At 62.5% G+C, this 21711-nt stretch carries 14 protein-coding genes; 7 read left to right on the top strand and 7 right to left on the bottom strand.

The window, feature by feature from the left end; translation table 11 throughout:
• Positions 1–2: 2 nt before the first annotated feature.
• Positions 3–920 (top strand): sulfurtransferase, encoded by a 918-nt coding sequence (locus F2P46_RS12795; protein ID WP_166889801.1) that lies wholly within the window; start codon positions 3–5, stop codon positions 918–920.
• Between the two features lie 183 nt (positions 921–1103).
• Here F2P46_RS12795 and F2P46_RS12790 read toward each other — a convergent pair whose 3' ends face one another.
• The 7 genes from F2P46_RS12790 to F2P46_RS12760 form a co-directional block, all read right to left on the bottom strand.
• Positions 1104–2525: a mannose-1-phosphate guanylyltransferase/mannose-6-phosphate isomerase gene (locus tag F2P46_RS12790; RefSeq protein WP_166889798.1), complete on the bottom strand. Its 1422-nt coding sequence runs from the start codon at positions 2523–2525 to the stop codon at positions 1104–1106.
• A gap of 152 nt (positions 2526–2677) precedes the next feature.
• A complete protein-coding gene (locus tag F2P46_RS12785; RefSeq protein ID WP_166889795.1) occupies positions 2678–2884 on the bottom strand; it encodes a DUF6447 family protein in 207 nt (68 codons plus the stop codon).
• A gap of 54 nt (positions 2885–2938) precedes the next feature.
• Positions 2939–4285: a TolC family outer membrane protein gene (locus F2P46_RS12780; protein WP_229509254.1), complete on the bottom strand. Its 1347-nt coding sequence runs from the start codon at positions 4283–4285 to the stop codon at positions 2939–2941.
• A 1-nt stretch (position 4286) separates the two neighbouring features.
• The gene (locus F2P46_RS12775; protein WP_166889792.1) at positions 4287–5642 is read right to left on the bottom strand and encodes an HlyD family type I secretion periplasmic adaptor subunit; all 1356 of its coding nucleotides are present in this window, start codon (positions 5640–5642) and stop codon (positions 4287–4289) included.
• 4 nt (positions 5643–5646) lie between these two features.
• Positions 5647–7470: a type I secretion system permease/ATPase gene (locus tag F2P46_RS12770; RefSeq protein ID WP_166889789.1), complete on the bottom strand. Its 1824-nt coding sequence runs from the start codon at positions 7468–7470 to the stop codon at positions 5647–5649.
• Between the two features lie 347 nt (positions 7471–7817).
• A complete protein-coding gene (locus F2P46_RS12765) occupies positions 7818–12128 on the bottom strand; it encodes an S-layer family protein (protein ID WP_166889786.1) in 4311 nt (1436 codons plus the stop codon).
• A 504-nt stretch (positions 12129–12632) separates the two neighbouring features.
• On the bottom strand, positions 12633–13997 hold the full coding sequence (locus F2P46_RS12760; RefSeq protein ID WP_166889784.1) for a FecR domain-containing protein: 1365 nt from the start codon (positions 13995–13997) through the stop codon (positions 12633–12635).
• A gap of 358 nt (positions 13998–14355) precedes the next feature.
• Between F2P46_RS12760 and F2P46_RS12755 the strand changes: the two genes are divergently transcribed.
• From F2P46_RS12755 to F2P46_RS12730, 6 genes are all read left to right on the top strand, one after another.
• On the top strand, positions 14356–16119 hold the full coding sequence (locus F2P46_RS12755) for an adenylate/guanylate cyclase domain-containing protein (RefSeq protein ID WP_166889781.1): 1764 nt from the start codon (positions 14356–14358) through the stop codon (positions 16117–16119).
• The gene (locus tag F2P46_RS12750; protein ID WP_166889778.1) at positions 16116–17423 is read left to right on the top strand and encodes a tetratricopeptide repeat protein; all 1308 of its coding nucleotides are present in this window, start codon (positions 16116–16118) and stop codon (positions 17421–17423) included. The genes F2P46_RS12755 and F2P46_RS12750 overlap by 4 nt, the downstream gene beginning before the upstream one ends.
• A gap of 77 nt (positions 17424–17500) precedes the next feature.
• Positions 17501–17830, top strand: coding sequence for a VanZ family protein (locus F2P46_RS12745; RefSeq protein ID WP_166889941.1), 330 nt, complete (start codon positions 17501–17503; stop codon positions 17828–17830).
• Between the two features lie 12 nt (positions 17831–17842).
• A complete protein-coding gene (locus tag F2P46_RS12740; RefSeq protein ID WP_229509253.1) occupies positions 17843–18619 on the top strand; it encodes a Crp/Fnr family transcriptional regulator in 777 nt (258 codons plus the stop codon).
• Between the two features lie 226 nt (positions 18620–18845).
• Positions 18846–20063 (top strand): hypothetical protein, encoded by a 1218-nt coding sequence (locus F2P46_RS12735; protein WP_166889774.1) that lies wholly within the window; start codon positions 18846–18848, stop codon positions 20061–20063.
• Between the two features lie 92 nt (positions 20064–20155).
• Positions 20156–21574 carry an MBOAT family O-acyltransferase gene (locus F2P46_RS12730; protein WP_166889771.1) on the top strand — a complete coding sequence of 473 codons (1419 nt, stop codon included), beginning with the start codon at positions 20156–20158 and terminating at the stop codon, positions 21572–21574.
• Positions 21575–21711 lie beyond the last annotated feature (137 nt).

Below are 21711 nucleotides of genomic sequence, written 5' to 3'. Positions count from 1 at the left end.
CCATGCAAGCTAATACTGCTTTACAAGCTGAAGCGCATGCCGCCATCGCCGCAGCTGCCGCTCACGTCAATATCGCCGCCTACAAATTTGTCACTTTCGACAACATTGAGGAAATGCGTCCCCTGTACCAGGATATCTGCAAGCGCCTGGCGCTCAAGGGCACGATTCTGTTGACGCCGGAAGGGATCAATATGTTCCTGTCCGGCCCGCGCTCGCACATCGACGAGTACCTGGCGTGGGTACGGGCGGACGCGCGCTTTGCCGATATCGAGGTCAAGGAAAGTTATTCGGAAGAGCAGTCGCACAAGCGCATGCTGGTGAAGATCAAGAAAGAAATCATCACCATGCGCATGCCGCTGATCCAGCCCGAAAAGGGGCGCGCGCCGGCGGTCGAGGCGAGCACGCTCAAGCGCTGGCTCGACAACGGCATCGACGATGAAGGCCGCGAGGTCGTGATGATGGAAACACGCAATGCCTTCGAGGTCGATGTGGGCACGTTTGAAAACACCCTGGACTACCGGATCGACAAGTTCAGCGAGTTTCCCGAGGTGGTGGCGCAGCACCGCGAGCAGTTGCAGGGCAAGACCGTGGTGACGTTTTGCACCGGCGGCATCCGCTGCGAAAAGGCGGCGATCCACATGAAAAATATCGGCTACGAGAGCGTGTACCAGCTCGATGGCGGGATTTTGAAGTATTTCGAGGAAGTCGGCGGCGCCCATTACAAGGGCGATTGTTTCGTGTTCGATTACCGCACCGCGCTCAATCCGCAGTTGGAGGCGACGGTAACAACGGTGCAGTGCTTCGCCTGCCGCGCGGTGGTGACGCCGCGCGACCAGTTGTCGCCGCTGTATGTGTATGAAAAATCGTGCCCGCAGTGTCATCCGGAGCGGGATCAGGAAAAAGACCAGGCAGCGCCGTAAAACCAGGGCGTCAGGCGCTCTCACCGGTACCGTTAAATGCAAAACCGTCATTCCTACCACTGGCAGAAATGACTTCCCGAGCAGGCGGGAATCCAAGGCACCGTCGCTTAGCGTAGATGCCTTGGATTCCCGCCTGCGCGGGAATGACGGTTCGACGGTTAACTGTCGAGACCCGCTATGCCATCAAACGCGCCCGTAGTTATCCTGGAAGCGGACGATATCGTCCTCGCCCAGGTAATCGCCGCTCTGCACTTCAATCATCACCAGGTCGAGCACGCCCGGGTTTTCCAGGCGGTGCTTGTGGCCGGCCGGAATATAGGTCGACTCATTGGTCGAGACGAACAATTCGCGATCCCCGTTGACTACCTTGGCCATGCCGCTGACCACGATCCAGTGCTCGCTGCGGTGATGGTGCATCTGCAGGCTCAGGCTGGCGCCCGGCTTGACTTCGATGCGCTTGATCTTGAAGCGGGTGCTGTCTTCCAGCACCGTGTAAGTGCCCCACGGACGGTGCACGGTGCGGTGCAGCTTGTGCACGTCGTGCCCTTCGGATTTGAGGCTCACGTACAAATGCTTGACGTCCTGCACCCGGCTGCGGTCGGCCACCAGCAAGGCGTCCGGGGTGTCGACGATGATCAGGTTACTGACGCCCACCGCGCCCACCAGGCGCTCATTGCTCTGGATGAAGCAATCGCTCACATCGTGCAGGCGCACGTCGCCATCGATGCGGTTGCCGTCGGCATCCGGCGCGATCAATTCGCCCAGCGCGTTCCAGGAACCAATGTCGCTCCAGCCGATATTGCACGGCACCACCGACACCTTGGCCGATTTTTCCATCACCGCGTAATCGATCGAATCGTCGGCGACTTGCTCGAAAGCGGCCGCATCCAGTTCGCACTGGGTAAAATTCTTGCCGCTGGCGCTGCGCGACTCGGCCAGGCAGGCGCGCGTGGCGGCCAGGATCTGCGGGCAGTGCAATTCCATCTCGGCGATCATGCTGCCGGCGGTAAAGCAGAACATGCCCGAATTCCACAGGTAGCGTCCGCTGGCCAGATACTCGCGGGCTTTTTCCAGGCTCGGCTTTTCGACGAAGCGCAGCACCGTGTTGCCTTCCGCCTCGATGTAGCCAAAGCCGGTCTCGGGCGCATGCGGCTCGATGCCGAAGGTCACCAGACGGCCGGACCGGGCCAGCGGAATGGCCTGGGCCACGGCGGCGCCAAAAGCGGCCTGGTCGGCAATCAAATGGTCGGCGGCCAGCACCAGCAGCACCGCATCAAGGCCGTGCGTGGCGGCCACGTGCAGGGCGGCGGCGGCGATCGCGGGCGCAGTGTTGCGGCCGAACGGTTCCAGGATGTAGCTGTTGGACAGTTCCTGGTGGCCTTTGGCGACGGCGCGGTAATCGTCTTCAGTCTTGAAGAACAGTTCGCGGTTGGTCACGGTCAGCACTTGCGCTACCTCGGGCAGGGCGGCGCCGCGCAGCCAGGCTTTTTGCAGCAGGCTTTGGCCATCGGCGAGGCGGATGAACGGTTTCGGGTGAAGTTCGCGGGAAACGGGCCACAGGCGCGAGCCGGCACCGCCGCAAAGAATGGTAGGGATGAGTTTCAAAGCGGTTCCTTTAGGGCATGCATGCCGGATCGCCCGGCGATTGATGTGACAACGCAAATAACGTTGCGCATTCTACATCATTGTATGCACCGGAGGAATCGCAGCAACCCGCCCGCAGCGCCAGGACGGCGCAGCGGAGGGTCCGGTGGGGCTTATTGCGCCGTTTTTGGCAGCAGATCTTTCAGCACGCTCTTGTAGGTGCCGCGCGCGGTTTCGTAGATCGCCAGTTGGGCGTTCAGGCGGGCGATTTCCGACTCGACGTAACGCAGGTTGGTCACTTGCTGTTGCGCTTCCGGGGACAGGTCCGACACTTTGTAGCTCAGGCCGCCGGTGGTGATTTCAAGTTCGTTGGTGCTCATGTTTCCTCTTATGATAAAAATGGCCGGCGCCACATGCCGCCGGCTGGGGGTTAATCAGCGGAAGTAGGATGCGGTGCGGCTCACGTCGCTCGCGTCCAGGGTTCCGGCGGCTGCGCGCAAGCGCAGCGACGACATCATATAGTTATATCGCGCTTGTGCAAGATCGCGCTTGGCCGTAAACAACTGTTGCTGGGCATTGAGCAAGTCCAGGTTGATGCGCACGCCGCCCTTGATGCTCTGTTCGGTCGCCTTGATCAGCAGGTTGCTCGATTCCACCGCGCGGTTCAGGGCGTTGATCTTGGCAATGCTGCTCTGGACCGCCGAAAACTGCTTGCTCACTTCGATCAAGGTCTTGTCGGTCTTGCCTTGCAGGTCGGCGCGCGCGCGTTCCAGCCCGGCCACGGCCTGGCGCGAGGTGGCGTTGACCGAGCCGCCCGAATACAGCGGCACGTTGAGCTGGATGCCGATCGCGCGTACGGTCGAATCCTGGTTGTAGGTATTGATCGTCTCGGACGCGTTCTTGCTGTAGCTGGCCACAAAGTCCAGGCGCGGCGCATGGCCGGCGCGGGCTTTCAGGATTTCCTGCTTGGCCACTTCGAGCGCGGTGGTCTGGGCCTGGAGCTCGGGATTTTCCTTGAGCGCCAGACTCTTCCACTCCTGCACATTATTCGGCGCCAGCGGCAGCGCGCGGAAGTTATCGTTCAGGCCGACCAGATTGCCCGGGTCGCCGCCGATCAGGCCGGCCAGGGTGTTGCGCGAGGTCGCCTGGCTATCCTTCGCTTCGATCAGGTTCGCTTCCGACAGTTCCAGGCGCGCCTGCACTTCGAGCACGTCCGTGCGGGTGCCTTCGCCATGCTTGAGCAGACGCTCGTTAACCTTGCTTTGCTCGGCGTAGGCGTCGCGCTGGGCGGTGTTGAGCGCCACTTGTTCGTCCGCGAACAGGGCGTCGAAATAGGCGCTGATGACGCGGATCAGCACTTCCTGGCTGCGCACGCCAAACACCTGGTCGCTCAGCAGGGCCTGGGCCTTGCCCTGCTTGTAGCGCGCGTACGCGTCCACGTTGAACAGGGTCTGGCGCAGCTGGATGGTGGAAACCCGGCTGATGTATTCAGGATGCGTCAGCGAAAGCGCGCTTTGGATATCGGCGCGGTTCTTGCTGGCATTGTAGTTGGCCTGCACGTTCGGCAGCAGGCCGACCCGGCCAAGGATCGCGCTTTCCTTGCCGCTCTGGTTCTCATAGAACGCCGAACGGTAGGCCGGGTCGTTCTGCAGCGCCTGCTCGTAAGCCTGCTGCAGATTGATGGCCGACGCGCCGGCGCTGGCCAGCAAGAGTGCGGCGGCGGCGACGGCCTTCATGCGGCCCTGGGCGGTGATGCGAAACATGGTCAGTCCAAACGTCATCTTAATCCTCCGACAGGGATGTCTTGGCGCGGTCGAAGACCGGCTTGAACAGGTAATTCATCATGGTGCGTTCACCGGTCTTGATGAACAATTCGGCCGGCATGCCGGACTGGATATCGAGTTTATGCGAAGCGATCAGCTTGGCGCCTTCCGGTGTCACGCGGGCTTTGATCTTGTAGTATGGCATGCCGGTACGCTCGTCGACGGTACGATCGGCCGAGACCTGGGTCACGATGCCGGGAATGTGCGGCGTCTTGTTGGTATTGAAGGCCGAGAAAATGAATTCGACCGGCAAGCCGACCTGCACCTTGTCGATCAGGTTGACCGGCAGTTGGCCTTCGACCACCATCGCATCCGAGTTCGGCACGATATCCATCATGCGCGCGCCCGGGCCGATCACGCCACCCTTGGTGAAGATCTGCAAGCCGACCACCACGCCATTGACGGGCGCCTTGACTTCGGCGTTGGCCAGGTCGAAATCCTGGGCCAGCATACGGCTGGCCAGGGCGCTGGTTTCCTTTTGCACATCGGCCAGCTGGGTGCCGACTTCCTTCTGGTATTCCTGGGTGCGCACGATGCGGCGCAGGCTCAGTTCCATCAACTGGTTCTGGGCGCGGCTGATATTGCCGATATCTTCCGAAATGGTGCCTTGCACCGCCATGAAGGTGCGTTCCATTTCCAGCAGGCGCGAGCGCGGAATGTAGCCATCCTTGGCCAGTTCGCGCATGCCCTCGAGTTGCTCCTTGATGATGACGCCCTGGCTCTTTTTCGAGGCCATCGATTCCTGCAAGCCCTTGGTCTGCGCCTTGAGACCGGCGGCGTTTTCTTCCAGCGCGGCCAGTTCGTTCTTCAGGCTGGTCTGGCGCGAGGCCATCAGCTGGGTCTGGGCTTCCATCGATTCCTTGGCGCGCGGGTCGTCCTTGTTATCGAGCAGTTCCTTGGGGAAAGTTGGCTGGCTCTTGCCGCTGCGTTCGGCTTGCAGGCGCGCTTCCGCCGCCAGCGCGCTGAAATACTGGGTGCGCGTCATTTCGATCGCGGAACGGGCCACGGTCGGATTGATGCGCACCAGCACCTGGCCAGCCTTGACCACGTCGCCATCCTTGACCAGGATGTCTTCCACAATGCCGCCAGTCAAATGCTGCACGGTCTTGCGGCTCGTTTCGGTGGCCACGGTGCCCGACATCGGCACGCCGCGGTCGAGCGGGGCGAACGAGGCCCACAGAATGAAGCCAAGCACGCCGACCAGCACGATGATCCAGCCCATGCGCGAATATTTTTTCGAGTCGACGCTGGCGACCTCGGGCACCACGTCGCGGGCAACGACGTCGGTGACATTTCTGGTTTGAATGTTGCTCATGTTCTTATTCCTTTTCCGTTGTTACTGGCGCGCTTGCCTGGGCAGGCTGGGCCTGGCCTGGCTGGCCCGGCTGGCCCGGTGGCTGACCCGGCTGGCCCGCTTGCTGCTGGCGCTGCTGCTGTTGCTGCGCTTCCAACAGTTTCTGGTTCGCTTCCTGAATCGCCTGCAATACCTGGGCGGTCGGGCCGAACATCTGCACCGCGCCATCACGCAACACCAACAGCTTGGTCGAGACATTGATCGCGGCCGGACGGTGGGTAATGAGCACAATGGTCTTGCCGCGCTGGCGCATGTCCTGGACCGCCTGCATCAGGGCATGTTCGCCCTGGTCATCGAGGTTCGAGTTCGGTTCGTCGAGCACCAGCAGGGCCGGGTCGCCATACATGGCGCGGGCCAGGCCCAGGCGCTGCTTCTGGCCGCCGGACAGGCCGGCGCCGCCGTCGCCGAGCACGGTATCGTAACCGTTCGGCATTTTCAGGATCATGTCGTGCACGCCGGTGCGCTTGGCGGCCAGCACCACCTGCTCCGGATCGATGTCGCCGAAACGGGCGATGTTTTCGCTGACCGTGCCGCCGAACAGTTCAATATCCTGGGGCAGATAGCCGAGGTGAGGGCCGAGCTGGTCTTTGTTCCAGTGGTAGATATCGGCGCCGTCGAGGCGCACTTTGCCGATCAGGGCCGGCCACACGCCGACCATCAGGCGCGCCAGGGTCGACTTGCCCGAACCGCTGGGGCCGACCACGCCGAGCACGTCGCCCGGAGAAATCGCGAAACTGACGCCTTTGAGCACAGGGTGGGTCGCGCCCGGAGGACCGGCCGTGATGTTATCGATCAACAGGCTGCCGACCGGCGGCGGCAGGGGCATGCCTTCCTTGCGCTCTTCATTTTCTTCCAGCAAGGTGGTCAGGCGCTCGTAGGAACTGCGCACGCCGGCCACCGACTTCCATACGGCGATCACTTGCTGCACCGGCGCCATGGCACGGCCCACCAGGATCGAGGCGGCGATCATCATGCCCGGCGTCAGTTTGCCTTCGATGACCAGCAAGGCGCCGAGGCCGAGAATGAGCGATTGCAGCGAGGTTTGCACGAATTTGGTGACGGCGCCGACGGTGCCGGCTTTTTCACTCGCTTCGGCCTGCAATTGCAGGAATTTGCTGTGGATCTTGTACCAGCGCGCCTGCAACTGGGGCAGCATGCCCATCGCTTCGATGACTTCGGCATTGCGCAGGTTGTTGGTGGCCAGGTTGCCGGCCACGATGGACATGGTGCTCGCTTCGGCCAGCGGCTTGTGCGAAACGCGCTCGTTGACGATCGCCAGGATCACCAGGATCGCGGTGCCGCCCAGGGCGAACCAGCCCAGCAGGGGCTGGAAGAAGAAAATCACGATCAGGTACAGCGGAAACCAGGGCGCGTCGAAGAAGGCAAACAGCGCGTTGCCGGTGAGAAACTGGCGAATGTTGGTCAGGTCGCTCAAGGCCTGGCCGGCATTGCCGCCGGCCTTTTTCAGGTTGCGCTCGAACGCGGCGGTGTACACGCGTTTATTCATTTTCATGTCGAAGCGCGCGCCGATGCGCACTAGGATCATGCTGCGCATGAATTCCAGGGCGCTCATGAGCACATAGGCGCCCAGCATGAGCAAGGTCAGCATCAGCAGGGTGATTTCGTTCTGGCTGGCCAGTACGCGGTCATACACCTGCAGCATGTACAGGGACGGCACCAGCATCAGCAAATTGGTGATCGCGCTGAACACGCCGATGGTATAGAAGGTGCCCTTGAACGCGAGCAGTGCCTGCCCAATTTCGTTCTGCTTATCGAGAAGTTTTTTCATTAGAGACCAACACAATTCATTAGTAATTCACGAGGGGGACAGCGCGGACGGCGGCAACTTCCCGATCCTGGTGAGCGTCACGCCAGCCGCGTCAACGGCGGCACATCGGCAAGGGCGTCAGGATGTCAAAAAATCCGCTGGGAAATGTGATGTGGATCACAAGTTCGAAAGGTTAGCACAAAGCAGGTTTTTACACCAGAGAAGATTAACTGAACGCACCATGAATGCCTCAGTCAAACCCGGCACGAACGGCGGGTCGAAAAAAAGGCCAGGCGGTGAAGCCTGGCCTTTTGCTTGCATCGAACCACAGGCCGAAGCCTGCGGTTCTTTGCTACTTATAACAACAATTAAGCAGCAACTACGATTGCGCCTGGGATCAGGACGTTGTAGTTAGCAGCGGTACCAGCACCTGCAGCCAGACCGGTGTCAACACCAGCGCCAACCAGGTGGATGGTGGTGGTAACGCCACCAGCGACCGAAACGATGTCGATGATGTTATCGCCTGCAACTGCGTTGTTGGTGGTAACAGCGCTGCCGGTGACGAAGCTCAGAACGTCGCCAGCTGCGAAGTTCGACACGTTAGCGGTGTAGGTACCGGTTGCAACGTTGAACACGTAGTTCAGGGTTGCCGCATCGAAGTTGGCGTTACCGGCGCTAACTGCAACCGGGGTGGTGTTCGAAGCGGTCGACAGCGAGCCAGCACCGAAGTAGGTGTTGAACAGCGCTTCGGTATTGACGACGGCAGGCATGACTGCTGGAGCCTGGGTCTGCACGGTAACGCTGGAGGTCAGACCACCCAACACGCCCTGCACAACAACGGTGTTGTCGCCAACAACGGTGTCGATCACGCTAACAACCGAACCTGCGGCAAACACCAGCTTGTCGCCAGCAGCGAAGTTGCTGACAACCGACGAGAAGGCTTGGTTAGCAACAGTGAACGTTACGTTCGTGTTGTTACCAGCGTTGTAACCAGGAACGGTGTTGTTCAGGGTAACAGCGACGCTGGTCGTTGGCGTGGTCACGACTGGAGCGATGAAGCCCGATGCGCCTTCGAACAGGTAGTAGTTAGCAACCGACGAGTTGACGAAATTCGACTGGGTCAGACCGGCCCAGTTGTTTGCGCCAGTCAGTACGGTCGAACCAGCTGCACCGCCGGTCGAGGCCAGGTCGATCGTGCCTTCCAGGGTAACCGTTGCGTTCGCAGCACCGATCGCGTCAGCGATCGAGTACACGGTACCGATGTGGGTCGTTGCATCAACAGCGACGTACACGTGGGTCTGTGCAGCAGCGTTGTCAGCGGTGTACAGGGCAGCGATTGCGGTCGTAGCCAGTGCAGCGCTAGCGAGCGTTGGCGTGCCGATGGTGATCGACTTGTTGGTCGTCAGAGCACCGGTCAGGACATTACCACCGATAGCGGTGAAGTCCAGGTGATCGATGCCAGCGCCGATGACGTCGAAGTTGACGATCGTGTCGTTGCCGAAACCAGCAGTGTAGACAACGGTTTCGTTATCCGAAATAGCGTAGTCAGCAACGGTAGGAGCCAAGATCTGAGCGCCAGCGTTCAGAGCTTCGTGGTTGCCCAGAGCGATAACGTCATTGCCCGAACCTGGGGTGATGATGTTGTCGCTGATTGCAACGCTTTCAGCACCGGTCAGTTGACCCAGGGTGATCAGGTTGCTGTCGGTGTAAGCGGTTGCAAAGTTCGAAGCGTAGTCACCGTTGGTACCGTAGGTGGCCAGTGCAGCGACCATTGCTGCGTAAACACTGCTGCCATCAGCTGCAGGGCTGGTGATGCCGTAAGCGGCAGCGGCAGCGGCCAGGTCGCTGATCGACAGGGCGTTCAGCGCGCTGGTTGGAGCAACCAGACCAACGGTCAGGTCACCAACAACGTGCAGGCCATCGGTCAGTGCGGTAACGGTCAGGGCGCCCGATGGGGAGTCCGTAGCTACCAGCAGCTTGTTCAGGATGACGTTGTCGTTGATCGCTTTTTTGATTGCCTGGTTGATCTGCAGATCGGTCGTTTTGTAGGTCGACGCGTCGTTGATCAGGATCGAGCTGGTGATACCTTTGTACGTCACGTTGATGGTCGTGTTGTACAGGAAGTAGCTGTCGTTGAAGTCCGAACGCATGTTGCCGACGAAACGGTCAGCAGGAGCCACGGTCACTTGGTCGGTCGTGTTGAACGCCCAGGTTGCGGTGGTGCCGGCAGGGATCGCGCCGCTACCTGGAACTGCAGGAATCGGCAGCGCAGGTGGAACGCCTGGAATCGCTGGGGTACCTGGAATAGCAGGGGTACCGTAAGCAACGGTGTACAGGTTGGTCGCGCCGGTGTTTTCGCTGTAGATGGTGTCATCGCCAGCGCCGCCGTCGATGCGGGTGTCGCCATCGCCGAGTTTGCGGATGGTGTCGTTGCCGTCGCCGCCGCTGATCGAGATGTTGTTGTTCAGATCTTGGTTGCTGTTGAAGTACGTACCGCCACCAGCGACAGCAGGAACGATGCGCAGGGTCAGCGCGTCGTTACCCGAGTTGCCGTTCAGGCTGAACGTGAAGTCTTCCAGGCCGCTGATGATCTGGCTACGACTGCCTGCAACGCCTGCGTCGAGGTCAACGATCATGGTGTCGTTGTTCAGGCCGCCGGTGTACGAGAAAGCAACGTTGTCAGCTGCCGAGTTCGATTGGGTATCGATCTTGTTGATGTACTTGGCAACCGAGCGGTCGGTGACGACAGCGGTCAGGGCCAGGTTACCGACCAGGGTCGATGCGTCGATCAGACGAACGTCGTGGAAGCCATACATGTCGCCGTGCTGCTTGCCACCGTTGGTGGTGTCGGTACCTGGCAGTGGGGTGTCCACGCCGAGGCCTGGCAGGGTTACCTGGCCGCCGTTAGGAGCGGTACCAGCGGTAGCGACTGCTTTCAGGTTGGCATTGCCATTGACGTACAGGTCGCCTTTGGTAGCGCCGTTAACCAGGATAACTTCTTGCAGGAAGTTGTCGGTCGAGTTGATGGTTTGCAGGCGGCTGGTGCGCTCAACGGTGATTTCGAAACGCTCAACGCCTTTCGAGGTCGAGGTGTCGCCGATCGAGATGCCACCGATGACCAGGTCGCCACCGTTCGAACCACGGCCCACGTCGTCCAGGATGACGGTGCTGGTGATTTTCGAAACGACGGTGGTTGGGTTGCCTTGCAGAATTGCGGTGTGCAGACCCGAATCAGGTGGAACTGCAGCTTCTGCAACCCAGCCCGAACCTTTTGGCAGGGTGATGGTGCCTGCGCCCGGGTTGGTGATGACGATTTCGTTACCGGTTTGTGGCTTGCCGGTTTTGGTATCGGCAACGGTGAACGCGTCACCCAGCTTGACCTGGAAGTTTTCGATGCCTGGGGTCAGCTTGATTGCGGTTTGCAGTGCGGTAACCAGTTCAGCGTACGACTGAGCTTGGTCGATTGCTTGCGAAGCGACTTTGATTGCTTTGCCGTTGAAGCTGAAGATGAAACCGTTGTACGGATTGTCCAGCAGCTTGGCCAGGCCTTGCTCACTAGCACGGGTGTCCATCAGTTGCAGGCGCAGGGTGGCGCCCGAAGCGGCTACCGGCGCTGCGCGCAGGGAGTGCTGGTCGAACAGGACGCCGAAGTCGACGTTACCGGCATCGGTTTGCACCATGGCGATGGTGATGTCTTTGGTGATCTGCGAGTCGAGGATACGGATATCTTCGATGACCAGGTCAGCGCGGCTGTTGCTGTCTTCGAAACGGGTAACGCCTTCCATGCGCTCTGCGTCGATCTGGACTTCAACGGTGCGAACGGTGTTGTTGTCGGTTGCGTCAGGGCCGATGGTCTGTGCGCTGATAACGACGTTTTCAACGCCGGTGGTTTCTGCACGGAAAGCGAACAGCTGCGATTTGCCCACGTCAGCGCGCAGGGTGTCGTTGCCGCCGCCAGCTTCGATGCGATCGCCGCCTTGCAGGGTGTTCTGGTTGTCGAAGATGGTGCCCTGGAAGATGTCATTGGCATCGGTGCCGATCAGGGTATCACGCTGTTCGGTCAGGCGCTGGGTGGTACCTGGGGTCGAGCCCAGAGCCAGGCTTGCCAGTACCGAGTTCACGGTTGCCTGGTAGACGGTTGCGTCGGTGTTCGCGTTGACGTTAGCCAGCAGCTTGCGTGCTTCGGCAGCGGCGAAGTTGCCGTCGTAGCCTTTGACTTCAGCTGCGGTGTCGATAGCGGCGGTGAAGGCGCTTGCGATAACAACTTTCTTGGCCACGGTCAGTGCGTCAGCACCTTTAGCGTCGACAGCGCCGGTCAGGATGTTGTAAGCAGCTGCGCCTTTGCTGACGACGCCGGTGTCGATCTGCTTGGTCCAGTAGGCTTGGCCTTCTGCATCAGGAGCGCGACCGAACAGGTTCAGGTAGACACCTTTCAGGAAGTCGGCGGTCGAGCCAGGGTACAGAGCTGCGGACTCGGCGCTGTTGCCGAAGTTGTCCATCAGCTGTTTCACTGCTGGGTTGGTGTTGTAAGCAACAGCCAGGCCAGCCGTGTCCGTAGGCGCATTAGCAGCGGCCAGTGCTTCGGTCATGCTTTTCAGACCGGTCGAATCAGCTGGACGGCCAAAATAGGAGAGGTAAAGTTCTTGTGCTACTTTTGTGTACTCGGTTGCTACGGCCATGATTGATCCTTTAGTTGAGCTTAGATATAACCAAATTTCTGCGGCCCGGCGGGGTTAACAACCCCTCGCCTGAGCCCTTTTTTGCAGAACAGGGAGTATATTGCCACATCGTGGGGCGTGGGTTGTGATCACCATCACAAATCGCGGTTTATTCCGCTTTTTTTCCGACTATTTGATAAATTTGTTTTGATACTGAACATGTTCCTGCCTGTTTCTTGAGCACCTGCCCCCGAATTGGGCAATATTCGTCCGGACTGGCTTCTGCCACTTGAATGGGGAATCGGGACGCCATGCGCGGCGCGATTATCTCCGCCAACATCGGGTTTATCGGACAATGCGCCTGGCGGTCAGCGGAGCCGACCCGGCGCCATGCAAGCATATATATATATGCACGGCGCGCGCCATAAAAAAAACGACCGCCATGCCGGCAGCCGTTTTAGAAGATCATCGCCCCGCTATCGGCGCCGCTTGCATCGGCGCGGGCGCAATGGCGTTACGCCGGCATTAACGCGTGAAGCGCGCATAGCCCTGCGCGGTCCAGCCCTGCGGATTCCAGATTTCGCCATTAATGCTCTTGAAAATGAATTCAGCGCCATTGATTTTGTCGCCACCGGTCAGGTAGCCGCTCAGGGCGGTGTTGGAGTCCGTCCCGTGGGCTAACTTGCCGGTGGACTCCACCAAGCCGACGGCGCGCACCCGCAACTCGCCTTCATGGCTGCGCACCAGCATGCTGGTCTCGAAACGCTGGGCGCCGAAATTCACGTTCAGGCTGCCTTCCTTGATGGTGGCGGCCTGAGCGTCGCCGCCCTTGCGCGTCAGGCTGGCCGTTCCCTCGGCCAGCGCGAACGAGGCCTGTCCTTCGGACGGCAGGACCATCTTGGCGTCGAGCCGGCGCTTCATCGTATACGAGCCGAGGAAGAAACCGTCGTCATAGGCCGGGTTGTTCATTTTGGCGACCACCTCCGGGTCCGATACGGTGCCGGCGATGCGCTCGTAGCGTCCCCAGATCACTTCCGGCCCTTTTGGCACTTCCGGCACCGGCACCAGCACCACCGGCGGCACGGGCGGCAGCGTCGGGACCGGGACCGGGGTCGGCTTGCTGATCTGGTTGATGGCGTCTTTTTTGGCGTCCAGGTTGACGGTGTTGCCGGGCAAGGCCGGCACCGTGGTGGTGGCCCCGGCGACGCGTCCGCTCGGCTCGTCGCTGCGCGGCGGCACGGCCTGGTCGGGGCTGTTGCCCGGATTGTTCAGCAACTTCGGCACCAGCTGGCCCTTTTCGACCTGCAACAGCATGCCCGGCTGGCCGGCGAACAGCTCGCGGCTGCTGCGCCCTTCGCACGGCCCGCCGCCTTCCGGCCCGCAGGCGCCGGCAAAGCCGGAGACCACCACGCCGCCGGAGACCACGGCCACGCGCGTGGTCAACTGGTCGGTCGAGACGATAAAGTCGGTGCCGCGCACGCCAATGGCCGCCACCGGCGTATTGAAGCGGTAGTTCTGGCGCGACATCTTGACGCCCTGGCCCGAAATGCTGCGCGCCACGCCGCTGAGCAGCTCGAGCTTGACCCGTGTATTGGCCGGATTGCCGGCGTCGATCTTGTAAGCGATGATGCGGGCACGGCTGTTCGGACGCAAGATCAGGAAGCCGCCGTCGACGGTCTTCATATACACGTAACCCTGGGCGCCGGTACTGAGCTCGTCGCCCTCCTGGACGGCCGAATCGAGCACGGCCGCCTTGCTGGCGACCTGCACCTCGCCGGTGACGAATACGATGCGCCCCGCCTCGGCGGCGCCAGCCTGCCCGGCGGCGGCGAACGACAGCGCCAGCGCGAGGGGCAGATAGCGGAATGTGGCGATGGATTGATTAAACATAAATTCTCCCTGATGCCGGATTATGCGCCCGCAAAACCCTTCAAAATGTGTTGCTCGTCACATTATTGCACAATGATACAAATCTGGGACGGTTCAGCAACATCTCTTGCGCCCTTTGCCGTCTATGATGAAGCTCCACCCTCGTACGCGCGCGACATTGCGTTGAGAGTAATGTTGCAAAAAAACTTGCTTTGGTAGTATTACTGTCGCTCTGGCGTTATACTTGCGTCATTTTCCAGGTCGCGCACCTGCGTCGGGAGCACCATTCCCGTCGGTCGGCGCGCCATACTCATTGGTCCACTTGCGCTCCTTCTCTCCCCCTCCCCTGCTGCACCTGTCGATTCCGTTGGCGGCGCTGATGCTCGCTGCCTGGGCGCAACTGCCGCGCGGGGCCTCGGGGCTCGACGCCGCCGACGAATGGCTGCGCGACCGTTTCGTGGTGGCGCAGGCGGTCGATACGCCCGAGTCGCGCATCCTGGTGGTCGATATCGACGAGACCAGCTTGGCCACCCATCCCTGGCCATGGTCGCGCGAGCGCCTGGCCGCGCTGGTGGAAACCCTGATCGGCGACGGCGCGCGCGCGGTCGCGCTCGACATTTTGCAAGGCGAGCCGGGCGACCCGGCCGGCGACATGCGCCTGGCCGTGCTGGCCGGGCAAGGCCCGCTGGTGCTGGCCCAGCTGTTCGACTACGAACAGCGCCCGCAAGCGCTGCGCTTCGGCCGCCCCGCCGGCGGCGCGCCGTCCGCAGCGCCCGGCGCCGCCGTGCCGGCCTACGGCTTCATCGCCAACCATGCCGGGCTGGCGCAGGCGCCGCATGTGGGCAATATCGGGGTGCGCCCCGATTCCGACGGCGTGCTGCGCCGCGTCCCTATGTATACCTGGTTCGAACAGCGCCGCTTTCCAACCCTCTCGCGCGCGCTGCTCGACTGCTGCGGCGCGCCCGCGACGGCGCCGGCGCCGGACCAGCGCGACGGCTACCAGCGGGTGCCGTTCAGCCGCTCGCTCGACGCCTACACCGTGGCCAAGGCCGGCGAGATCCTCGACGGCCGGCTCGACCCGGCGATGGTGGCCGGGCGCCTGGTGCTGATCGGCTCGTCGTCCCTGAGCATCGGCGACCGCGTCGCCACCCCGCTCGGGCGTTCCAGCCCCGGCTTGCTGGTGCACGCCTCGATGCTCACCACCCTGCTCGACCGGCAGGCCGGCCTGGCCCCGGCGCCCTGGCCCGGACGCCTGATGGCGGTGCTGTTCGCCAGCGTCGTCGTGGTGCTGGCCGGCTACACCTTCGCGCGCCTGTCGGCCGCCGTCAATGTGCTGATGCTGGCGGCAGCCTCGCTGACCTGGCTCATGCTGGCCTACGGCCTGTCGGCCCACGATCCGGATTTTTCGGTGAGCGGCCCGCTGCTGTCGATCGGGTTTTTGCTGGCGGTGGGCGTGCCCTTCCACTGGCAGTTGGCCCAGTCCGGCTCGCGGCGCCTGCTCGACACCATGCGCCGCTACGTGGCCGGGGAAGTGGTCGATGAATTGCTGCGCAGCGGCCTGAAAGACCCGCTCGCCCCGCGCCAGCTGCAAGTGACCACCCTGATCGCCGACATGCAAGGCTACACCACCCAGGTCGAAGCGCTGCCGGTGGAAGAAGCGGCCAGGCTGACCACCGATTTTCTCGATTGCCTGACCCGCCCGGTGCTGGAAAACAAGGGCACGCTCGACAAATACACGGGCGACGGCCTGGTCGCCTTCTGGGGCGCGCCGATTCCGAACGCGCAGCACGCCGACCTGGCGCTGGACGCGGCCGCGCGCATCCTGCGCGAGGTCGCCATCCTGAGCGCGCGCCGGGTGCGCGCCGGCGGCCAGCCGCTGCGCGTGCGCATCGGCATCGAAAGCGGCCTGGCCATGGTGGGCGACTACGGCACCTCGTTTCGCAGCATTTATACGGCCGTGGGCGACAGCGTCAACACCGCGTCGCGCCTGGAACAGGCGGCGCGCGACTTCCCGCACGATGTGATCATCGGCCAGGGCACGGTCGGCTACGCCACGCGCCACCGCTTCCTCAGCCTGGGCCGGCATGCGCTGCGCGGCAAGGAGCATCCGATCGAACTGTTTACGCTGGAGCAGCCGGCATGAGGCGCCCGACCCTGGCGCTACTGCTGGCGCTCGGCGCCCTGGGCGCACTGGCCCCGGCGCGCGCCCAGCAGGGCGATGCACCCGAAACGGCGGCGGCGCCCGAAACGGCGGCGGCCGAGGCCCCGGCCCCGCTCAGCGACGAGCAGGCGGCCGAGGAAGAAAAACTCTACCTGGAAGCGCTGCGTTCGCTGTCCGAAGGGCGGCCCGACGAAGCCACCACCAAGCTTGGCCGCCTGCTGGAAAAGAACGCGCTGCACGCCGGGGCCTGGCTCGACCTGGCCATCAGCCATTGCGAACTGGGCAACAAGGCCGAGGCCGAGCGCCTGTTCGGGCAGATCGTGCAGCGTTTCCATCCGTCGGACGCGATCCTGGAATTGATCGCCCACTACCGCGCCTCGGGCTGCAAGGGCCAGCGCGCCCATCCGCGCTCGATGTCGTTCAAGCTCGGCGCCGGCTACGACACCAACGTCAACCAGGGCTCGAGCAGCAGCAGCGTGCAGATCGGCGGCGCCGGCAATCTGAAAACCTACGATCTCGGCCCCGACTCGCTGCCGCGCGCCGATCATTTCAAGGTGCTCTCGGGCGACTTCAACCAGCCGGTCGGCAGCCGCGGCATGCTCCTGATCGCCCAGCTGCGCGCCTTGCGCTACAACCAGGTCAAGAGCCAGGACACCGATTCCGTCCTGCTGGGGCTGGAACGCCCGTGGAGCGGCGCCGGCTGGACCGGGCGCGCCACCGCCGCCTACGGCCTGGTGCGGCTGGGCGAAGAGCTGTATCAGCGCCAGGCCCAGGTGCTGCTGCGCGCCGTGCCGCCGGTCGACCTGGGCGAATCGCTCGGCTGGTCGCTCAGCGCCGGCTACAGCAGCGCCATCTATCCGACCCGGCGCTATTACGATGCGCGCACGCTCGACCTGGGCACCAGCCTGGCGATCCGCAGCAAGCAATCGACCGTGGTGCTCTCAAGCGGCCTGCTGGCGGACCGGGGCAAGGAAGCGCGTCCCGGCGGCGAGCGCGGCGGCTGGTACGGCGGCGCCAACCTGGTCGCGCTGATGGGCGATAAAGCCATCGGCGAACTGGGCGTGTCGCGCCAGTCGTGGCGGGGCGAGCGCATCTATTCGAAGGATTTCATCGAGATCAAGCGCCAGCAGGACACCACCCAGCTGCGCGCCAGCCTGCTGTTCCCGGTCGGCACCCACAGCGCCGTGCAGCTGGAAGTGCGGCGCACCTTCAATCGCGAGAACATTCCCCTGTTCCAGTACGACAGCCGTTGGTTCCAGTTCAGCTGGCGCACCGACAACTGGTAAGATACCGCTCCAGCACGTTTGCTGGCGCTGGTACGGGACATGCCGGCGCCAGCGGAACGACTGTTGATGTGGATAAGATGACTTGGGAATTGATTGTGTTTTTACTGGCCACGGCCGGCATCGTGGCGGGCTGCCTGGTACCGAACGCATGGCTGCCGCCATTGCCGAACGATAAGCTCATGCATTTCCTGGCGTTCGGCCTGCTCGCCCTGTTGCTGGCACGTATGGTTCCGGGCGGCTGGTTCCTGCAACTCTGCCTGCTGGGCTTGCTGGGCGCCGCCCTCCTCATCGAAGTCCTGCAAAATTTAGTACCCGGAAGAAAGTTTTGCTGGCGCGACATGGCGGCCAATGCCGCCGGCATCGCCACGGTGGCGCTGTGCGCGCCGCTCGCGCATGCCTATTTATGACGGAAACAGTGCATGAGTACAAATAATTTCATCGTTACCGCGACCAAGAACGGGGTCCCGCTCGGCCCCGAGGATGCCTCGGTGATGCCGGTGCCCAAGGATTCGCAGAACAAGGTCAGCGTCCAGATCCACCTGCGCAAGATTCCCCTGCTGGCCCAGCTGAGCGAGGATGAAATGCGCCAGGTCATGACCGACCTGCGCATCCGCACCTACGCCAAGCGCGACGTGGTGCTGCAAAAAGGCGCCAGCGGCGACAGCCTGCTGTTTTTGCTGTCGGGCCAGCTGCAAGTGATCGACGTGACCGAGGACGGGCGCGCGATCGGCCTGCGCATGCTCGCGCCGGGCGACTTCTTCGGCGAAATCGCCGTCATCAACGGCTCGACCCGCTCGGCCTCGGTCGTGGCGCTCAGTCCGGTGATGGTGGCGCTGCTGCCGCGCCTCACCGCCCTGCATCTGTTTTCCCATTCGCCATCGGTGGCCAAGCACATGCTGCGCTTCCTGGCCGAAAAAGTGCAGCGCGACTCGCAATTTCGCGCGCTGCTGAGCATCCACAACACCGCCAAGCGCATCTACACCTTCCTCGAACTGATGAAGGAAAAGAAGGAAGGCGATGTGGAAGTGGTGGAAAACCTGCCGACCCACCAGGATATCGCCAACATGATCAACACCAGCCGCGAAACGGTGACCCGCACCCTGCTCGCGCTGGTGCAGCAAGGCATCATCGAAAAAGGCACGCACCGCCTGATCATCCTCAACCCGGCCGAGCTGCACAAGCTGGCGCAGAACTGAGGCGCACCAAGGCCTGGCGCGATCGCGGCGCCGCCGCCGGCCCCAGCTTTGACTGGCTACCGCGAACTGAAATATTGTATACTGCGTATCGTTTTATCCGGTACATGAGGCGCAAGCGGCAGCGCGACGGCGGGCCAGCGCATCGATGCGGGTCCACCAGGGCGCGTGCGCCACGGCAGCCGGGCCATCCCCCTGCCCGACCAACCCGCAAGGAATCGCAGCACCCATGAACGACTCTTCTTCCCCAGCCGTCCAACCTGCGCGCGTGTCGCCGGGACGCGCCCGATTGCCGGCATGGCGCCGGCGCAGCCGTGGCGCGCGCCATCTGCTGCGCCTGCTGCTGGTGGCCCTGATCTTTACCGTCAGCCTGGTGCCGGCCCTGCCGAAACTGGCAGGCTGGCACAGCGCCAAAATTCCTCCAGTGGAAGAATTACGTCCACTGGCGGCCTACCCGGCCACCTGGGAAGGCGGTCTCTTCGATACCGACAAGAATTACGCGCGCTTTGAAAAAGCCTTCGCCGATCAACTCGGCTTGCGCAGCCTGATGATCCGCGTCAAGAACGAAATCGACTACCGCCTGTTCCGTACCTCGCGCCGCGTGTACTACGGCAAAAATGGCGAACTGTACGGCCGCAGCATTGCCGAGGTCGAATTGCCGCTGACCGAGAAAATCCTCGGCACCCAGGCCGCGCAGGACGCCGCCCACGAAGGCGTGCTGGGCCTGGCGGCGCGCCTGCGCGCGGTGGGCGTCACCATGGTCCTGATGACGCCGGTCCAGAAACAGTATTTCACGCGCGAGCGCTTGCCCTTCTTCGCCCCGCGCGTGCCCGACGACTCGCATTTCATGCACTTTTACCAGCGCCTGAAAAGCACGCCCGAGCTGCATTTTGTCGATGTCGTCGGCTTGATGCGCGCCAACGAGGACAAGTTCGCGCCGTTTTTCAAGCAGGATTTTCACTGGTCCGAACCGATGGCCATGGCCACGGCGGCCGACGCGGTGCGCGTGATCGCCGAACTGGAAGGCTCGCCCGTGCGCTGGCGCCACCGGCTCGAACTGGACGTCAAGCCCTTCGTCGGCGTCGAAATGCGCTTTGCCGGACGCCTGAACATGCACAAGGACGTGCCCGAGCCGCAACTGAAGACAAGCTGGCCCGCGCTGCACCAGCGCCGCCAGTTCGATCCCGCCGCCACCGGCCTGGAATTCGATACCGCCACCGTGGAGCGGGCCGACCTGCTGCCGCCGACCTGCATGTACGGCAACAGTTTCAGCGACGGCATGCTGGGCGCCGGCCTGATCGAGCATTTCCAGAAATTCACCAAGATCAGCCGTGCCCAGGAACTCAAAGAGGTCGCGCCGCTGATCGCGGGGCGCTGCAAATACCTGATCGTCCAGGTGCTCGACATCCAGGCCGACCGCTGGGCGGCGTTCACCGTCAAACGCTGACACCACGACCGGCCTGTCCCTTCGGCGCACAAAGGCGCTGACCGATAACTCTTTTGCCGCGCGGGCCCCAGGCCCGCGCCCACGGATCACCCATGGTTTTTTCTTCTCCCGGTTTCCTGTTCCTGTTCTTCCCGGTGTTTTTCGCCTTGTACTTCGTCCTGCCTAGGGCTGCGCGCAACAGTTACATCTTGCTGGCCAGCTTCGCCTTTTACATCCTGGGCGCGGGCGCCCTGACCGTGGTGGCGCTGGTGCTGCTGCTGCTTAACTTCATGCTGGGCCAGCTGATCGGCCACCTGTGCCGCGCATCATCGGAGCGCGCCGCCAAGCTGGCGCTCGGGGCCGGCATCGTGATGAACCTGGCGCCCTTGATCTTCTTCAAATACCTGCTGTTCCTGGCCCAGGTGCTGCACGACGTCTCCGGCGCGGCGCCGTTCGCCACGGCGGCGACCTGGAAGATCATCCTGCCGCTCGGTATCTCCTTCTACGTGTTCCATTTCCTCTCTTACCTGCTGGACGTGCATGCGCGCCGCATCGAGGCCGAAACCAGTATCCAGAAGTTCGCCATCTACATCTTTTTGTTCCCCCACCTGATCGCCGGCCCGGTGGTGCGCTACGCCGAGGTGCGCGAGCAGCTCAACCTCAAGTACCGGCGCCTGGTCGGCAGCGACGTGTTCTGGGGCATGGTGATCTTTTGCATCGGCCTGTCGAAAAAAATGCTGATCGCCGATCCGCTCGGCGCGGTGGTGGACGTGGTGCACGGGCCCACCGTGGCGATGAGCACCTACGCCGCCTGGCTCGGCGCGCTGTGCTACTCGTTCCAGATCTATTTCGATTTTTCCGGCTACACCGACATGGCGATCGGCATGGCGCGCATGATGGGCTTCCGCTTTCCGCGCAACTTCAACCGCCCGTACGCGGCGGCCAGCATCACCGAATTCTGGCAACGCTGGCACATGACCTTGTCGCGCTTTTTCCGCGACTATGTCTACATTGCGCTGGGCGGCAACCGGCGCGGCAAGCTGGCGACCTACCGCAACAGCTTCATCGTGTTCGGCCTGTGCGCGCTGTGGCATGGCGCCGCCTACACCTTCCTGATCTGGGGCCTGGGGCACGGCGCGCTGCTGGCGCTCGAACGCGCGGGCGTGCTCAATTCGGCGCGCTGGCGCCTCGGCAGCCTGCCGGTGTTCGTGCTGGCCACCTTGCTGTGGGTACCGTTCCGCGCGGTCGACCTGAGCCAGACCGGCAAGCTGCTCGGCGCCATGAGCGGGCTCGATCCGGCCGTGCCGCTGTGGCAGGACGCCAACCGGGTGCTGGCCGACCCCAAGGTGATGTTCCTGCTGGCGCTGGCCGGCGTGATCTGCCTGCTCGGCGACCAACCGTTCCAGCGCCTGCGCCGGCGCAGCCTGCGCCAGCCCTTGATGATGGGCCTGTACGCCTGCCTGCTGTATGTACTGTCCTGCCTGGCGGTGGTCGAAGGCGGCTTTAATCCATTCATTTACTTCCAGTTCTGAGCGGCGACGATGGCAAGGCGCATGCGTGCATGAAAACCATCGTTTTTGAACGTGATACCAGGCCCGGTGTGGTGAGATTACATCGTTATGCACAGTGTTCAATTGTGCGGTGAAAACAACGAATTTGTCGGGTGTAA

Source organism: Massilia sp. CCM 8734 (assembly GCF_011682155.1).
GTDB lineage: Bacteria > Pseudomonadota > Gammaproteobacteria > Burkholderiales > Burkholderiaceae_D > Telluria_A > Telluria_A rubra.
This window is presented reverse-complemented; position numbering and strand designations above follow the sequence as displayed.